The sequence below is a fragment of the Massilia orientalis genome, assembly GCF_030411975.2.
Taxonomy (GTDB): domain Bacteria; phylum Pseudomonadota; class Gammaproteobacteria; order Burkholderiales; family Burkholderiaceae_D; genus Telluria; species Telluria orientalis.
In genome coordinates this window covers 12362-26582 of record NZ_JASNRB020000033.1, presented here as the reverse complement: position 1 = coordinate 26582, position 14221 = coordinate 12362, and the positions used below count along the sequence as shown (strand labels likewise).

At 67.8% G+C, this 14221-nt stretch carries 10 protein-coding genes; 6 read left to right on the top strand and 4 right to left on the bottom strand.

Translation table 11 applies throughout. The annotated features are described in order from the left end of the window. The gene (thiL, locus tag QPK29_RS30595) at nt 1–975 is read right to left on the bottom strand and encodes a thiamine-phosphate kinase (RefSeq protein ID WP_160409468.1); all 975 of its coding nucleotides are present in this window, start codon (nt 973–975) and stop codon (nt 1–3) included. Between the two features lie 9 nt (nt 976–984). Continuing rightward, nucleotides 985–1920, bottom strand: coding sequence for an AraC family transcriptional regulator (locus QPK29_RS30590; protein WP_160409467.1), 936 nt, complete (start codon nt 1918–1920; stop codon nt 985–987). Between the two features lie 112 nt (nt 1921–2032). Here QPK29_RS30590 and QPK29_RS30585 point away from each other — a divergent pair, with 112 nt between their 5' ends. The 6 genes from QPK29_RS30585 to QPK29_RS30560 all read left to right on the top strand — a co-directional run bounded on the left by QPK29_RS30585 (nt 2033) and on the right by QPK29_RS30560 (nt 9815). Further along, a complete protein-coding gene (locus QPK29_RS30585; protein ID WP_056124590.1) occupies nt 2033–2569 on the top strand; it encodes a carboxymuconolactone decarboxylase family protein in 537 nt (178 codons plus the stop codon). A 144-nt stretch (nt 2570–2713) separates the two neighbouring features. After that, on the top strand, nt 2714–5026 hold the full coding sequence (locus QPK29_RS30580; RefSeq protein WP_056124587.1) for an NADP-dependent malic enzyme: 2313 nt from the start codon (nt 2714–2716) through the stop codon (nt 5024–5026). A gap of 363 nt (nt 5027–5389) precedes the next feature. Next, nucleotides 5390–6433 (top strand): GDP-mannose 4,6-dehydratase, encoded by a 1044-nt coding sequence (gene gmd, locus QPK29_RS30575; RefSeq protein WP_371772094.1) that lies wholly within the window; start codon nt 5390–5392, stop codon nt 6431–6433. A 1-nt stretch (nt 6434) separates the two neighbouring features. After that, the gene (locus QPK29_RS30570) at nt 6435–7376 is read left to right on the top strand and encodes a GDP-mannose 4,6-dehydratase (protein ID WP_082577100.1); all 942 of its coding nucleotides are present in this window, start codon (nt 6435–6437) and stop codon (nt 7374–7376) included. Continuing rightward, nucleotides 7373–8638, top strand: coding sequence for a glycosyltransferase family 4 protein (locus QPK29_RS30565; protein ID WP_371772095.1), 1266 nt, complete (start codon nt 7373–7375; stop codon nt 8636–8638). The genes QPK29_RS30570 and QPK29_RS30565 overlap by 4 nt, the downstream gene beginning before the upstream one ends. A gap of 25 nt (nt 8639–8663) precedes the next feature. Beyond that, on the top strand, nt 8664–9815 hold the full coding sequence (locus QPK29_RS30560) for a glycosyltransferase family 4 protein (protein ID WP_056124582.1): 1152 nt from the start codon (nt 8664–8666) through the stop codon (nt 9813–9815). On the opposite strand, the gene QPK29_RS30555 is transcribed toward QPK29_RS30560, so the two are convergent. Then, on the bottom strand, nt 9816–10844 hold the full coding sequence (locus QPK29_RS30555) for a response regulator (protein WP_371772096.1): 1029 nt from the start codon (nt 10842–10844) through the stop codon (nt 9816–9818). Next, a complete protein-coding gene (locus tag QPK29_RS30550; RefSeq protein WP_371772097.1) occupies nt 10841–14197 on the bottom strand; it encodes an MHYT domain-containing protein in 3357 nt (1118 codons plus the stop codon). The genes QPK29_RS30555 and QPK29_RS30550 overlap by 4 nt, the downstream gene beginning before the upstream one ends. Nucleotides 14198–14221: the final 24 nt, after the last annotated feature.

The following is a 14221-nucleotide window of genomic DNA, read 5'->3' as shown; positions in this document are numbered from 1 at the left end:
TCAGCCCGGACTGAAGTGGTCCCAGCCGGCCAGCTGCAAATCCAGCGCCGCCCCGTCCGCGTCGACGAGGCACAGGCCCGGTTCGGCAGTGATCGACCCCACGCGCGTCACGGCCGTCCCGCAGGCCGTGCCGGCGGCCACGATGGCATCGCGCTGCGCCACCGGCGCCGTGAAGCACAGTTCGTAATCGTCCCCGCCGGCCGCGGCGAAGCGGCGGCGCAGTCCGACCGGCTGGCGGGCCAGCGCCGGGCCGGCCGGCAGCGCGTCCACGTCCAGCACGGCGCCCACGCGCGACGCGGCGAGTATGTGCTTCACATCGCCAACGAGGCCGTCCGAGATGTCGAGCGCGGCGTGCGCGAGGCCGCCTTCCGCGAGCAGGCGCCCGAGCGCCACGCGCGGCGTGGGCGCGTGCATGCGCTGGCCGGTGGCGGCGTGGTCCGCTGCATCCAGCGCGACTTCGCTGCGGCGCGCGGCCAGCCACAGGCGCGCATCGCCCAGCGTGCCCGAGATCCAGATGTCGTCGCCCGCGCGCGCCGCGTCGCGCCGCAGTGCCTGGCCGGGCGCCAGTTCGCCGAAGATCGTGATGCAGACGTTCAGCGGGCCCTTGGTCGTGTCGCCTCCGACCAGTTCGCAGCCGTGGGCGTCGGCCAGCGCGAACAGGCCGCGCGAGAAGGCGTCGAGCCAGTCGGGTTCCGCCACGGGCAGCGACAGCGCCAGCGTGAAGCCCAGCGGCCGCGCGCCCATCGCGGCGAGGTCCGACAGGTTCACGGCGAGACACTTGTGCCCGAGCGTGAACGGGTCGGCGCCGGCAAAGAAATGGCGGTCCTCGACCAGCATGTCGGACGAGATGGCGAGCACCTTGCCGGGCGTGGGGGACAGCAGCGCGCAATCGTCGCCGATGCCCAGGAAGGTGTTGGGGCCGGGCGCACGGTCGCGCTGGAAGTAGCGTTTGATGAGATCGAATTCGGAGAGCATGCCGCGATTCTAATCCGTGACCGTCGCCACGTGGGCCGCGCGCCGGTAGCCGCCAGGGCCGATCCCGTAATGGCGCTTGAACACGCGGTTGAACGCCGCCTCCGACTGGTAGCCGACGGCCAGCGCGACGTCGCCGACGGCGCCTTCGCCCTGCAGCAGGGCGCGGGCGGCGCGCGCCATGCGCAGCTGGGTCAGCATGTCGGCCGGCGGCATGCCGCACAGGCGCGCGAACAGGCGGGCGAACGTGGCGCGCGACATGTGGCAGGCCTCGGCCAGGTCCTCCACCTTCCACGGCCGTTCGGGCGATTCCAGCATGCGGGCGAGCGCGTTGCCCAGGCGGCGGTCGGCCAGGATGGCGAACAGGCCGGGCGCCTCGTGACCGGTCCCGGCCAGCCAGGCGCGCAGCAGCAGCGCGAACAGGGCACCCGACAGCTGGGCGACGACGACGTCGCCGCCGGGCCGCACCGCGGTCGTCTCGTGCTGCAGCAGCCGCACGAGCGCATGCAGGCCGGGGAAGTCATCGGCGCGGCTGGCGCGCACGACCATCACGTCGGGCAGGGCGCGCGCGAGGGCCTGGCGCGCGGCGCCGTCGAACACGAAGCTGCCGCACAGGATCGCGGTGGCGGGGCCATCGCCCTCGTTGCCCTTGCGTTGCAGCGGGCCGTCGGCGCCGAGTGACCGCACCGGGGCGGCGTCCGCGGCCGGCCCCGCGTGCAGGCGGTGCGCGCTGCCGCTGGGGAAGACGACGACGTCGCCCGTGGCCAGGTCCAGCGTGGCGTGTCCGGGGACGTCGACGCGCGCGCCGCCTTCGACGATCACGTGGAATGGCGCCACGCCCGGCGTCGCGGCGGGTTCGTCCAGCACCCAGGGCGCCGCCAGTTCGCAGCGGATGTCGAGGGAGGTGCGGATCGTGTAGAGGGACAGCAGGCGGCTCAGGGTATCCATGTTTTTATCAGATGAGACGATCGGGCAAATTATCGCAGCATCCGGGCATTCATCGTACTAGTCCGAAGGCCTAGACTTCTTTCCACACCAACCCACAACGAAAGGAAAGATCATGAGCCGTCTTAACGCACTGGGTACCAACGCCACCGGCCGTACCGCCGAACTCTTCACCGCCATCAAAGCGAAACTGGGCAAGGTCCCGAACGCGTACGACACGATCGGCAGCAACAGCGCCGTGGCCCTGGAGGCGCTGCTGAGCTTCGATGCGAAGCTGGCCGACACGAGCCTGTCGAAAAAAGAGATCGAGGTGATCAAGTTGGCCGTCAGCGAAGTGAGCGGTTGCGATTATTGCCTGGCCGCGCACACGCTGATGGGCAAGATGGCCGGCCTGGGCCCGGAGGCGATCCTCGCCGCACGCAAGGGTAACCCGGGCGGCGATGCGAAACTGGACGCGCTGTCGACGTTCGTGCGTGAAGTGGCGGGCACCCGCGGCACCGTGCCGCAGCCGGTGGTGGATGCGTTCAGGGCGGCCGGCTACACCGATACGCAGGTGGTGGACACGATCTTCGCGGTCACCAGCATCACGTTCACGAACCTGCTGAACCGCATCAACGATACGGTGGTGGACTTCCCGAAAGCGCCCGCCTGAAGCGGAAACGGGAGAGAAGCGGAGGCAGGTGCCATGCTACCTGCCTCCGGTCACTACTGTCGATACCAAGAAATACGTAGACGGTGCGCGGTGACACTCTGCTAAAATCGGAGACCCCCGGTCAGTTCAGGAAGGCTGCAAAGCATGGATTCGTCAATCGATAAAAAAGAAGAACTACGTCAACAACTGCGGGCTGCCGCGCTCGAGTACCACCAGTTTCCCTCTCCCGGCAAGATCGCCGTCACCCCGACCAAATCCGTCTTGAACCAGCGTGACCTGGCCCTGGCGTACTCGCCGGGCGTCGCCGCGCCGTGCGAAGAAATCGTCAAGGACCCCTCCACGGCGTATAAATATACGGCGCGCGGCAACCTGGTCGCGGTGATCTCGAACGGTACCGCCGTGCTCGGCCTTGGCAACATCGGCCCGCTTGCCTCGAAACCGGTCATGGAAGGCAAGGGCGTGCTGTTCAAGAAGTTCGCCGGCATCGACGTGTTCGACATCGAGATCAACGAAACCGATCCGGACAAGCTGATCGAGGTGATCGCCGCGCTTGAACCGACGTTCGGCGGCGTGAACCTGGAGGACATCAAGGCGCCCGAGTGCTTCTACATCGAGCGCAAGCTGCGCGAGCGCATGAAGATCCCGGTCTTCCACGACGACCAGCACGGCACCGCGATCATCGTCGGCGCCGCCATCCTGAACGGCCTGAAGGTCGTCGGCAAGGATCTCAAGAAGTGCAAGATGGTCGTGTCCGGCGCGGGCGCGGCGGCGCTGGCCTGCCTCGACCTGGCCGTCGACCTCGGCTTCCCGATCGAGAATATTTACGTGACCGACCTCGCCGGCGTCGTCTACAAGGGCCGCACCGAGCTGATGGACCCGGACAAGGAACGCTTCGCGCAGGACACCCCGCACCGCACGCTGGCCGAGATCATCCCCGACGCCGACATCTTCCTGGGCCTGTCCGCCGGAGGCGTGCTCAAGCCGGAGATGGTCGCGAAGATGGCGCCGAACCCGCTGATCCTGGCGCTCGCCAACCCGAACCCGGAAATCCTGCCGGAAGACGCGAAGGCCGTCCGCGACGACGTCATCATCGCCACCGGCCGTTCGGACTACCCGAACCAGGTCAACAACGTGCTGTGCTTCCCGTACATGTTCCGCGGCGCGCTGGACTGCGGCGCGACGACGATCACGCGCGAGATGGAAATCGCCGTCGTGCACGCGATCGCCGACCTGGCCCACGCCGAACAGTCGGACATCGTGGCGTCCGCCTACGGCATCTCGAACCTGTCGTTCGGTCCGGAATACCTGATCCCGATGCCGTTCGACCCGCGCCTGCTGACGCACATCGCGCCGGCCGTCGCCAAGGCCGCGATGGACGGCGGCGTCGCCACCCGTCCGATCGCCGACCTGGCCGCGTACGCCGAGAGCCTGCAGCAATTCGTCTACCGCAGCGGCAGCTTCATGAAGCCGCTGTTCCAGATCGCCAAGAGCGCGCCGGCCGAGCGCAAGCGCATCGTCTTCGCCGAGGGCGAGGAAGAGCGCGTGCTGCGCGCGGTGCAGGTCGTCGTCGACGAGAACCTGGCCCGCCCGATCCTCGTCGGCCGTCCGGCCGTGCTGGAAAAGCGCATCGAGAAATTCGGCCTGCGCCTGAAGCAGGGCAAGCACTTCGACGTCATCAACCCCGACTTCGACGAGCGCTACCGCGATTACTGGCAGTCGTACCACCAGATGGTGATGCGCAAGGGCGTCACGGAAGACCTCGCCAAGCTGGCGATGCGCCGCCGTCATACGCTGATCGGCGCGATGATGATCCACAAGGGCGACGCCGACGGCATGATCTGCGGCACCTACGGCACGACCGACGTGCACCTGCAGTACATCGAGCAGGTGCTGGGCAAGCGTGCCGGCAGCAACGTCTATGCGGCGCTGAACTTCATCATCACGCAGGAGCGCCAGATCGCGATGGTCGACACGCACGTCAACGAGAATCCGACCGCCGAAGAGCTGGCCGAGATCACGCTGATGGCGTCCGAGGAACTGGAGCGCCTGGGCATCACGCCGCGCGTGGCGCTGCTGTCGCACTCGAACTTCGGCACGTCGAACAGCGCGTCGGCCAAGAAGATGCGCGCCGCGCTGGGCCTCATCCAGCAAAAGGCGCCGAACCTGGAAGTCGACGGCGAGATGCACGGCGACACGGCCCTGGATGCGAAGCTGCGCGCCAAGATCATGCCGCAATCGACGCTGAAGGGCGACGCCAACCTGCTCGTCATGCCGAACATCGAGGCCGCGAACATCGCCTACAACGTGGTCAAGACGGCAGCCGGCAGCGGCGTCGCCATCGGCCCCGTGCTGCTGGGCTGCGCGCGTCCGGTGCACATCCTGACCCCGTCGGCGACCGTGCGCCGCATCGTCAACATGACGGCGCTGTGCGTCGTCGACGCCGTCTCGGAGCGTTGATACGACACCTTTGTGTTGTAGATTTGCCACCTGTGACGAAATGACTCAAAAGGGCCCATTGCGGCCCTTTTGTCATTGAAATGTAGAAGTTCCCGACATTTCGTGAATATGTAATAAAGCTTGAGGGACTCGTAACAATGCGTAATCACGCGACGTGTTTGCGGGCTTTCAGGCGATAATAGACGAGTACATATTGTTTCTTTTGCACGATTTCTTTTGTGCAAGGGCCCAAGCACCACTCTGTTACAATGCGGGGTTGTTGGAAAATTATCTGGTCCGCGCCAGCGCGGCCGACAATCCGCATGCCGACCCGCCTCGGCTGTTGCGGCGGCCGCTACGGACCACCACTGGATCACCAAGAACATGCAAACAACAAAAAAGGCCCTGATCACCGGTATTACCGGGCAGGATGGAGCCTATCTGGCACAATTGCTCCTCGAAAAGGGCTACCTGGTGACCGGCACTTTTCGCCGGTCCAGCTCGGTTAATTTCTGGCGCATTGCCGAACTCGGTATCGAGCAGCATCCGAACCTGAACCTCGTCGAATACGACCTCACCGATCTCTCCTCGAGCATCCGCCTGATCGAATCCACCCGTCCCGACGAGGTGTACAACCTGGCCGCGCAGAGCTTCGTCGGCGTCTCGTTCGACCAGCCCGTGACCACCGCCTCGATCACCGGCATCGGCGCCGTCAACCTGCTGGAAGCGATCCGCATCGTCCACCCGAAAGCGCGCTTCTACCAGGCCTCCACGTCCGAGATGTTCGGCAAGGTGCAGGCCGTGCCGCAGGTCGAGTCGACCCCGTTCTACCCGCGCAGCCCGTACGGCGTCGCCAAGCTGTACGCCCACTGGATGACCGTGAACTACCGCGAGTCCTATGGCATCTTCGGCAGCTCGGGCATCCTGTTCAACCACGAGTCGCCGCTGCGCGGCCGCGAGTTCGTCACCCGCAAGATCACGGATTCCGTCGCCAAGATCGTCCTGAACAAGCTGGATGTGCTGGAACTGGGCAACATGGACGCCAAGCGCGACTGGGGCTATGCGCGCGAATACGTGGAAGGCATGTGGCGCATCCTGCAGGCCGACGAGCCCGATACGTTCGTGCTGGCCACCAATCGCACCGAAACCGTGCGCGACTTCGTCACCATGGCCTTCCGCGGCGCCAACCTGGACGTCGAGTGGAAAGGCAAGGGCGAGCAGGAGACGGGGCATTGCGCCCGTACCGGCAAGCTGCTCGTGCGCGTGTCGCCGAAGTTCTACCGTCCGGCCGAGGTCGACCTGCTGATCGGCGACCCGTCCAAGGCGCAGCGCGAGCTGGGCTGGAAGGCCGGGACGTCGCTCGAACAGCTGTGCCAGATGATGGTCGACGCCGACCTGCGTCGCAACGAGACCGGTTTTTCGTTCTGACATGAACCGCATGGTCACGGAAGACCTCGTCCGGATGGTTGAGCCCAAGGAAGGCGAGGGCAAGCGCGCCCTCATCACCGGCCTGCGCGGCTTCACCGGCTACTACATGGCGCGCGAGCTCACCGCCGCGGGCTATCACGTGTTCGGCACGGTGTTGCCGGGCAGCGAGACCGGACCGGATATCTTCACCGTCGACCTGACCGACCGCGCCGCGCTGGCCGCGGTCATCGAACAGGTGCGGCCGGACGTGGTGGTCCACCTGGCCGCCATCGCGTTCGTGGCCCACAACGACGCCGAGCAGATGTACCGCGTCAACGTGGTCGGCACCCGCAACCTGCTGGAAGCGCTGGCGCACGGTGCGCACAAGCCATCCAAGGTGCTGCTCGCGTCGTCCGCCAATATCTACGGCAACGCCGCGGTGCCCGTGATCGACGAATTCGTGCCGCCCGCGCCGGCGAACGACTACGCCGTCAGCAAGCTCGCGATGGAATACATGGCGCGCCTGTGGATGGACAAGCTGCCGATCGTGATCGCGCGGCCGTTCAACTACACGGGCGTCGGCCAGAACGAGAACTTCCTGCTGCCCAAGATCGTGTCGCACTTCCGCAAGGGCGCGCGCCGCATCGAGCTGGGCAACCTGGCGATCGCGCGCGATTTTTCCGACGTGCGCACGGTGGCGAAGAGCTACCGGCGCCTGCTCGCGGCGGCGCCCGCCGGCGAAGTCTTCAACGTCTGCTCCGGCCGCTCGCACTCGCTGGAGAGCCTGATCGACATGATGAGCGACATCGCCGGCTACCGCATCGAAGTGCACGTCAACCCCGCCTTCGTGCGCGCCAACGAGGTGCTCACGCTGTCCGGCAGCAACGCCAAGCTGGCGGGCACGATCGGTACGATCGAGCCCACGCCGCTGGTCGACACGCTGCGCTGGATGTACCAGGCATGAACAGGGTCCCGACCGGCCTGGACACCACCATGATCGAACTGGGCCTCCCTAAACGACGACCGGACGGCGCGCCCGCCCTCCAGGACCGCCTGCGCGCGCTCCCTGGTTCCGCCGAGGCCGCCAACGATGCGCTCGTGCAGCCGGACCTGCGCATCGGCATCGGCACGACCATGATCGAACCCGCGTTCACGGGCGGACACCTGGACGGCATCGGCGTCTATACGCAGGCATTGCTGCGCCACCTGCCGCACGCCGGCTGCGCGATGCGGCCGTATTCCTGGCCGCGCCTGCGCAGCGCCGGGCCCGTGACGAAGGGCGAAGCGTTGCCCCATACGTTCGAACGCGCGTCCTTCGTCGACCTCATGACCCCGGACGCGCACCGCGTGCACATGCCCGTCGACGTGTTTCACGTGACGGACTACCGCGTCGTGCGCATGGATTGCCCCGTGGTCGCCAGCCTGCACGATGCGCTGCCCGTGAAACATCCCGAGTGGTGCAACCCGCGCATGCGTGGCCTGAAGAACTGGCTGCAGCGCAAGGCCGCGCAAAAGGCCGACCACGTGATCGCGCTGTCGCACTTCGCCATCGACGAACTGGTCGACTGCTTCGGCATCGACGAGCGCCGCATCACCGTCGTGCCGTGCGGCGTGGATGAAGAATGGCTGGCGCCGCCGCCGGCGCATGCCGTGGCGACGACCCTGCAGGCCAACGGACTGCGTCCGGGATATTTCCTGTTCGTGGGCACGCTGCAGCCGCGCAAGAACGTCGAGCGCCTGCTGGACGCCTACCTGTCGCTGCCGCCCGCCGTGCGCGCGGAGCGCCAGCTCCTCATCGTCGGCAGTGCCGGTGCGCGTTCGGAAGAACTGCTGCGCCGCATCGCCGCCGCCGTGCAGGACGGCGCGAACGTCGTCTGGCTGAACCGTCTCACCGACAACACCGAACTGCGCCACGTCTACGCGGGCGCGGGCGTGTTCGTGTTCGCGTCGCTGTACGAAGGCTTCGGCATCCCGGTCGTCGAGGCGTTCGCGTCCGGCGTGCCGGTCGTCGCGTCGAACACGACGTCGCTGCCGGAAGTGACGGCCGGCGCGGCACTGGAGGTCGATCCGCTCGACACCGGCGCGATCGCCGACGCCATGCTCACGCTGGCGCGCGAACCCGCCGTGCGGGCGCGCTGCATCGCGGCCGGGCGCGCGCGCGCCGCCCAGCTGACCTGGAACGCGACGGCGCGCCAGACCGCCGCCGTCTACCGCTCTTTACTCTGACCAGACTGCCTCCATGTCCCAGCCCATGCGTGTCCTGCACTTCTACAAGACCTATTTCCCCGATTCGGTCGGCGGCGTCGAACAGGTCATCCGTCAGATGTGCGTGGGAACAGGGCGTTTGGGCATCACGAACCAGGTGTTGTCGCTGTCGCGCGACCGGCGCCTGGAACCGTTCGACTACGAAGGCCATACGGTGCACCGCGTGCCGCTGAACTTCGAGGTGGCGTCGAACGCGGTGTCGGTGCAGGCGATCGGCAAGCTGGCGCGCATGGCGGCGGAAGCCGACGTCGTGCACTACCACTTCCCGTGGCCGTTCATGGACCTGGCGCACTTCATCGCCCGCATCGACAAGCCGACCGTCGTCACGTATCACTCCGACATCGTGCGCCAGAAAGCGCTTCTGAAGCTGTACCAGCCCCTGAAGCACCGGTTCCTGGAAAGCGTCGACACGATCGTCGCGACGTCGCCCAACTACCTGGCGTCGTCGGCCGTGCTCGACCGCTACCGCGACAAGACGCGCGTGATCACGTTCGGCCTCGACAAATCCGGCTACCCGGAACCGGACCAGGCCCGCCTGGACCACTGGCGCGCGCGGGTCGGCCCGAAATTCTTCCTGTTCGTGGGCGTGCTGCGCTACTACAAGGGGCTGCACATCCTGCTCGACGCCGTGGCCGGCACGGACTACCCCGTCGTGATCGTCGGCGCGGGGCCGATCGAGGCGGAACTGAAGGCGCACGCCGAGCGCCTGGGCCTGAAGCGCGTGCAGTTCGTCGGCGCCGTGGACGACCTCGACAAGGCGGCGCTGCTCAAGCTCTGCTACGCCGTCGCCTTCCCGTCGCACCTGCGCTCGGAAGCCTTCGGCATCTCGCTGCTGGAAGGCGCGATGTACGGCAAGCCGATGATCTCCAGCGAGATCGGCACGGGCACCACGTACATCAACGTGCACGGCGAGACCGGCCTGGTCGTGCCGCCGTCCGACCACGAGGCGCTGCGCGCCGCGATGACGCGGCTGTGGCACGATCCGCAGATGGCGCAGGAGATGGGCCAGCGCGCGGAGGCGCGCTACTGGCAGCTGTTCACGTCGGCGCAGATGGCCGACAACTATGCGCGCCTGTACCAGGAACTGGTGGCGCGCCGGGCCGAAGTGCGGCTCGCGGCCGCGCCACGCCTCGGCTGATTACGCCGCCGCCTGCATCGGCGCTGCCGCGGGTTCCACTTCCTGCTCCGCCCACCGCTCGCGGATCGCGCGGATGGCCGGCATCTGCGCCAGGAACAGGTCGACCAGCTCCGGGTCGAAGTGCTTGCCCTTCTGCTTGACGAGGAAGTCGAGCGCCTCCTGTTCCGTCCACGCCTTCTTGTACGGCCGGATCGACGTCAACGCGTCGAACACGTCGGCGATGGCGCAGATGCGGCCTTCGAGCGGAATGTCCTTGCCGGCCAGTCCGTTCGGATAACCGCTGCCGTCCCATTTCTCGTGGTGCGTGAGGGCGATATTGTGCGCCAGCGCCAGCACGCCGTGGTCGTGGTGGCCGATGATCTCGGCGCCGATCTGCGCGTGGCTCTGCATGATCTTCCATTCGTCCGGATCGAGCGGTCCGGGTTTCAGCAGCACGCGGTCGGGAATGCCGATCTTGCCGACGTCGTGCATGGGCGCGGCGTGCAGCAGGTCGTCCACTTCCGCTTCCGTCATGCCGGCCGCGAGGCCCAGGATGCGCGCGAAATGGCTCATGCGGATGACGTGCAGGCCCGTCTCGTTGTCCTTGTATTCGGCGGCCAGGCCGAGGCGCTGGACGATCTCCAGGCGCGACGCGCGCAGTTCTTCCATGCGCACGAGCGACAGGTGGGTGCGCACGCGCGCGCGCACGATCGGCGGGCTGACGGGCTTGGTGATGTAGTCGACGGCGCCGGCTTCGAAGCCTTCCACCTCGTCGCTCGTGTCGTTCAGTGCGGTGACGAAGATGACGGGGACGGCGGCCAGCGCCGGATCGGCCTTGAGGGCGGCGCACACTTCGTAGCCGCTCATGCCGGGCATCATCACGTCGAGCAGGATCAGGTCGGGCGTCTCTTCGCGCGCCAGTTCGAGCGCACGCGGGCCGTCCTTGGCGAAGCGCAGGCGGAAGTGGTCTTGCAGGATCTGGCGCAGCAGCTGGAGGTTGCTGGCCTCGTCGTCGACCGCGAGGATCAGCGGTTGGTTGACGGTGGTCATTCGATGGTCTCCTGTGCCGGCTCGTCGATGGCGGCCAGCACGGTGTCAAGTTGTTGCAGGGCGAGGTCGAAGTCGAAATCGGAAATGGCGGCGTGGACTTGCGCGACGCGGGAGGCGAGCGGATGGCCGCTCGTGGCGGCGGCGAGGCCCGCCAGCGCGGCGTCGTCCAGGCCGCCGCGCTTGAGCGCATCGCGCAGCACGTTGCCGGCGCGGCGCGCGCGGTCCAGGTCGGCCACGGGGCGGGCCGCCTGCGGCTTGGCGGCGGCCGGCTTCGGCAGGGCGGCGCGGATCGCGTCCAGCGCGGTGTCGAGCAGGCCGCGCAGGTCCTCCAGCGACGCTTCCAGCGTGGACTCGGCGGCCGGATACAGCTTGCCGCTGTCGCCGTCGACGAGGCCTTCCAGCTTGGCGAGCGCATCGGCCAGCAGTTCCAGGCCGAGGTTGGCGGCGATGCCGCGCACCTTGTGCGCGTGCATGCGCAGCGCGCGGTAGTCGGCCGCCGTGGCGTGGGCCGCGAGCGTGGCGCCGAGGCCGTCGAGCTGGGCGGCGAAGTGGGCGAGGGCTTCCAGCCACGCGTCTTCCTTGTCGCTCCAGCGGCGCAGGCCGGCGTGACGATTGAGGGTCTGGCGTTCCTGCGCCGGCAGGTCGTCCGCGTGGTGGCCGGGGCCAAGGCCCAGCACGCGCGCGATCTCGTGCGACAGCGCGAACCAGTCGACCGGCTTGCTCGCGAAGCCATCCATGCCCGCCTCGGCGCTGGCGCGGCGGTGCTCGGCCAGCACGCTGGCGGTCATGGCGATGACCGGGACGCGCGCCCGGCCGGTGGCGGCTTCCTGTTCGCGGATCATGCGCGTGGCGGTGAGACCGTCCAGCGTCGGCATCTGGAAATCCATCAGGATGACGTCGAAGCGCTCGCGGGCCGCGAGCTCGACGACGGCGGCGCCGTCGCCGACGGCCGTCATCGTGTGGCCGCGGCGCGCCAGCAGCAGCTGCAGCAGTTCCTGGTTCTGCGGCACGTCGTCCGCCACCAGCACGCGCAGCGGCGGCAGCGCGGCGGCCGTGCGCACCCGCGGCTGCTGCGGGGCGAAGCGCGCCAGCGCGAGCGGCAGCACGACATGGAAGGTCGTGCCCCGGCCCGGTTCGCTCTCGGCCCAGATGCGGCCGCCCATCAGCTCGACGAGCTGCTTGCAGATCGTCGTGCCGAGCCCCGTGCCGCCGAAGCGCCGCGTCATCGACGCGTCGGCCTGGGTGAACGGTTCGAAGATGGCGGCCAGGCGCTCCGGCGCGATGCCGATGCCGGTGTCGCTGACCGTGAAGTGCAGGTGTTCGTCCTTCAGGTCGGCGCGCAGGGTGACGCTGCCCTGTTCCGTGAACTTGATCGCGTTGTCGAGCAGGTTGGTGAGCACCTGGCGCACGCGCAGCTCGTCGCCGCGCAGGCAGGTCGGCAGCGCCGGATCGTAATGGATGTCGACTTGCAGGCCCTTGGCGCGCGCGTTCGCGGCCAGCGTCGACGACAGCTCGTCGATCAGCGACAGCAGGTTGTAGTCGTTATGTTCCAGCTCCACCGCGCCTTTTTCCAGCTTGGCGGTGTCGAGGATCTCGTTGAGGAGGCGCAGCAGGGCGCGGCCCGAGCTGCGGATCGTGTCCAGGTGGCGGCGCTGGTCGGCGTTCAGCTCGCCGTCCAGCAGCACGTCGGTGAAGCCGAGGATGGCATTCATCGGCGTGCGGATCTCGTGACTCATGTTGGCGACGAAGCTCGCGCGCGCCGCGGCCGCCTGTTCGGCGTTTTCCTTCGCCACGCGCAGCGCGTCTTCCATCTCGCGCCGCTCCGTGATGTCGAGGATGACGCCGTCCAGCCAGCACAGCTCGCCCGCCTCGTTGCGCACGCCGGTGCCGTTTTCCCACATCCAGCGGGTGCTGCCGTCCGCATGCAACAAACGGTATTCGACGAGGTACGGCCGGTCCTCGCGCAGCGCGGTGGCGATCGTTTCCGACACGCGCACGCGGTCGGCCGCATGGATCAGCGGCGCGAACGTGCGGCGCGGCGCCGCGCCCAGGAAGTCGCGGCCCGGATAGCCGGTGATGCGCTCGACGGCGTCGCTGATGAACAGCATCGGCGCCTCGCCTTCGATCAGGCTGCTGCGGTACGAGATGCCGGGAATGTTGCCGATCAGCGAACGGAACTGCTGCTCGCTGGCGCGCAGCGCCTGCTCCATCTTGCGCCGGTCGGTGATGTCGGTGATGAAGCAGACGAACAGGTCCTGCCCGTCCAGGCGCGCATGGCCGAGGGCGCGCCGGATCGGCACGATGCTGCCGTCCTTGCAGCGGCCCGTTACCTCGGCGCCGCGCGCGCCGGGGCTGATCTGGCCCATGCGCAGCGAGTGCAGCAGGCCGACTTCCTCGGACGCGGTCTCGTTGCCGATCACGAGGCGGATGTTGTGGCCGACGATCTCGTCGCGGCGCCAGCCGAAGATGCGCTCGGCCGAGGCATTGAACTCGCGGATGGTGCCCTGGCGGTCGACCGTGATCACGCCGTCCACGGTGGTGGTGAGCAGTGCCCGCATCCACGCCTCGCTGCGCGACAGTTCGCGGAACAGCTGGCGGTAGCGCAGCAGGCCGTTGGCGGCCACCACGAAGACGGTGAACGCGACCGTGATCAGCGTGATCGCCAGTGCGAGGAAGGTGCTGGTCTTGTGGGTCGCCGGCGCTACCGTGTGGCCGACGAAGCGCGCCGCGGCCATGCCCGTGTAATGCATGCCGGCGATGGCACAGCCCATCACGATGGCGGCCAGGAGCAGGCGGCGCTGTTCGCTCAGCCGGTGCGACAGGCTGGACAGGCCGAAACGCACCCACAGCGCCAGCGTCGCCAGCACGACGGCGACGACGATCGACAGGCCGAACATGAACGGGTCGTAGCGCAGTTCCAGGCCCATCTGCATGCCGGTCATGCCCGCGTAGTGCATCACGCCGATGCCCGCGCCGACGATCACGCCGCCGGCCAGCAGGCCCCAGCCGCCCAGGCGCTCGCGCGCGATCAGGGTCAGCGCCACGAACGAGGCGCCGATGCTCGGCAGGCTGGAGAGGATGGTGGCGGACGGGTCGTAGTCGACCTCCGTGCACAGGTCGAACGCGAGCATGCCGATGAAGTGCATGGCCCACACGCCGGCGCCGAGCGCGAGGCTGCCCGTGCCGAGGATGATCCAGCGCTGGGCGCGGTTGGCGGCGGCCTGGCCGGCGATTTGCAGGCCCATCCAGGATGCGAAGATGGCGACGAGGATGGACAACGCGACGAGCTTCGGCGTGTACAGCCCGTAGCTGAGCAGCGACGGATCGGAAGGAAGCGTGAACACGGACAGCATGGCGTGTGATTTTTGGTGAGAATG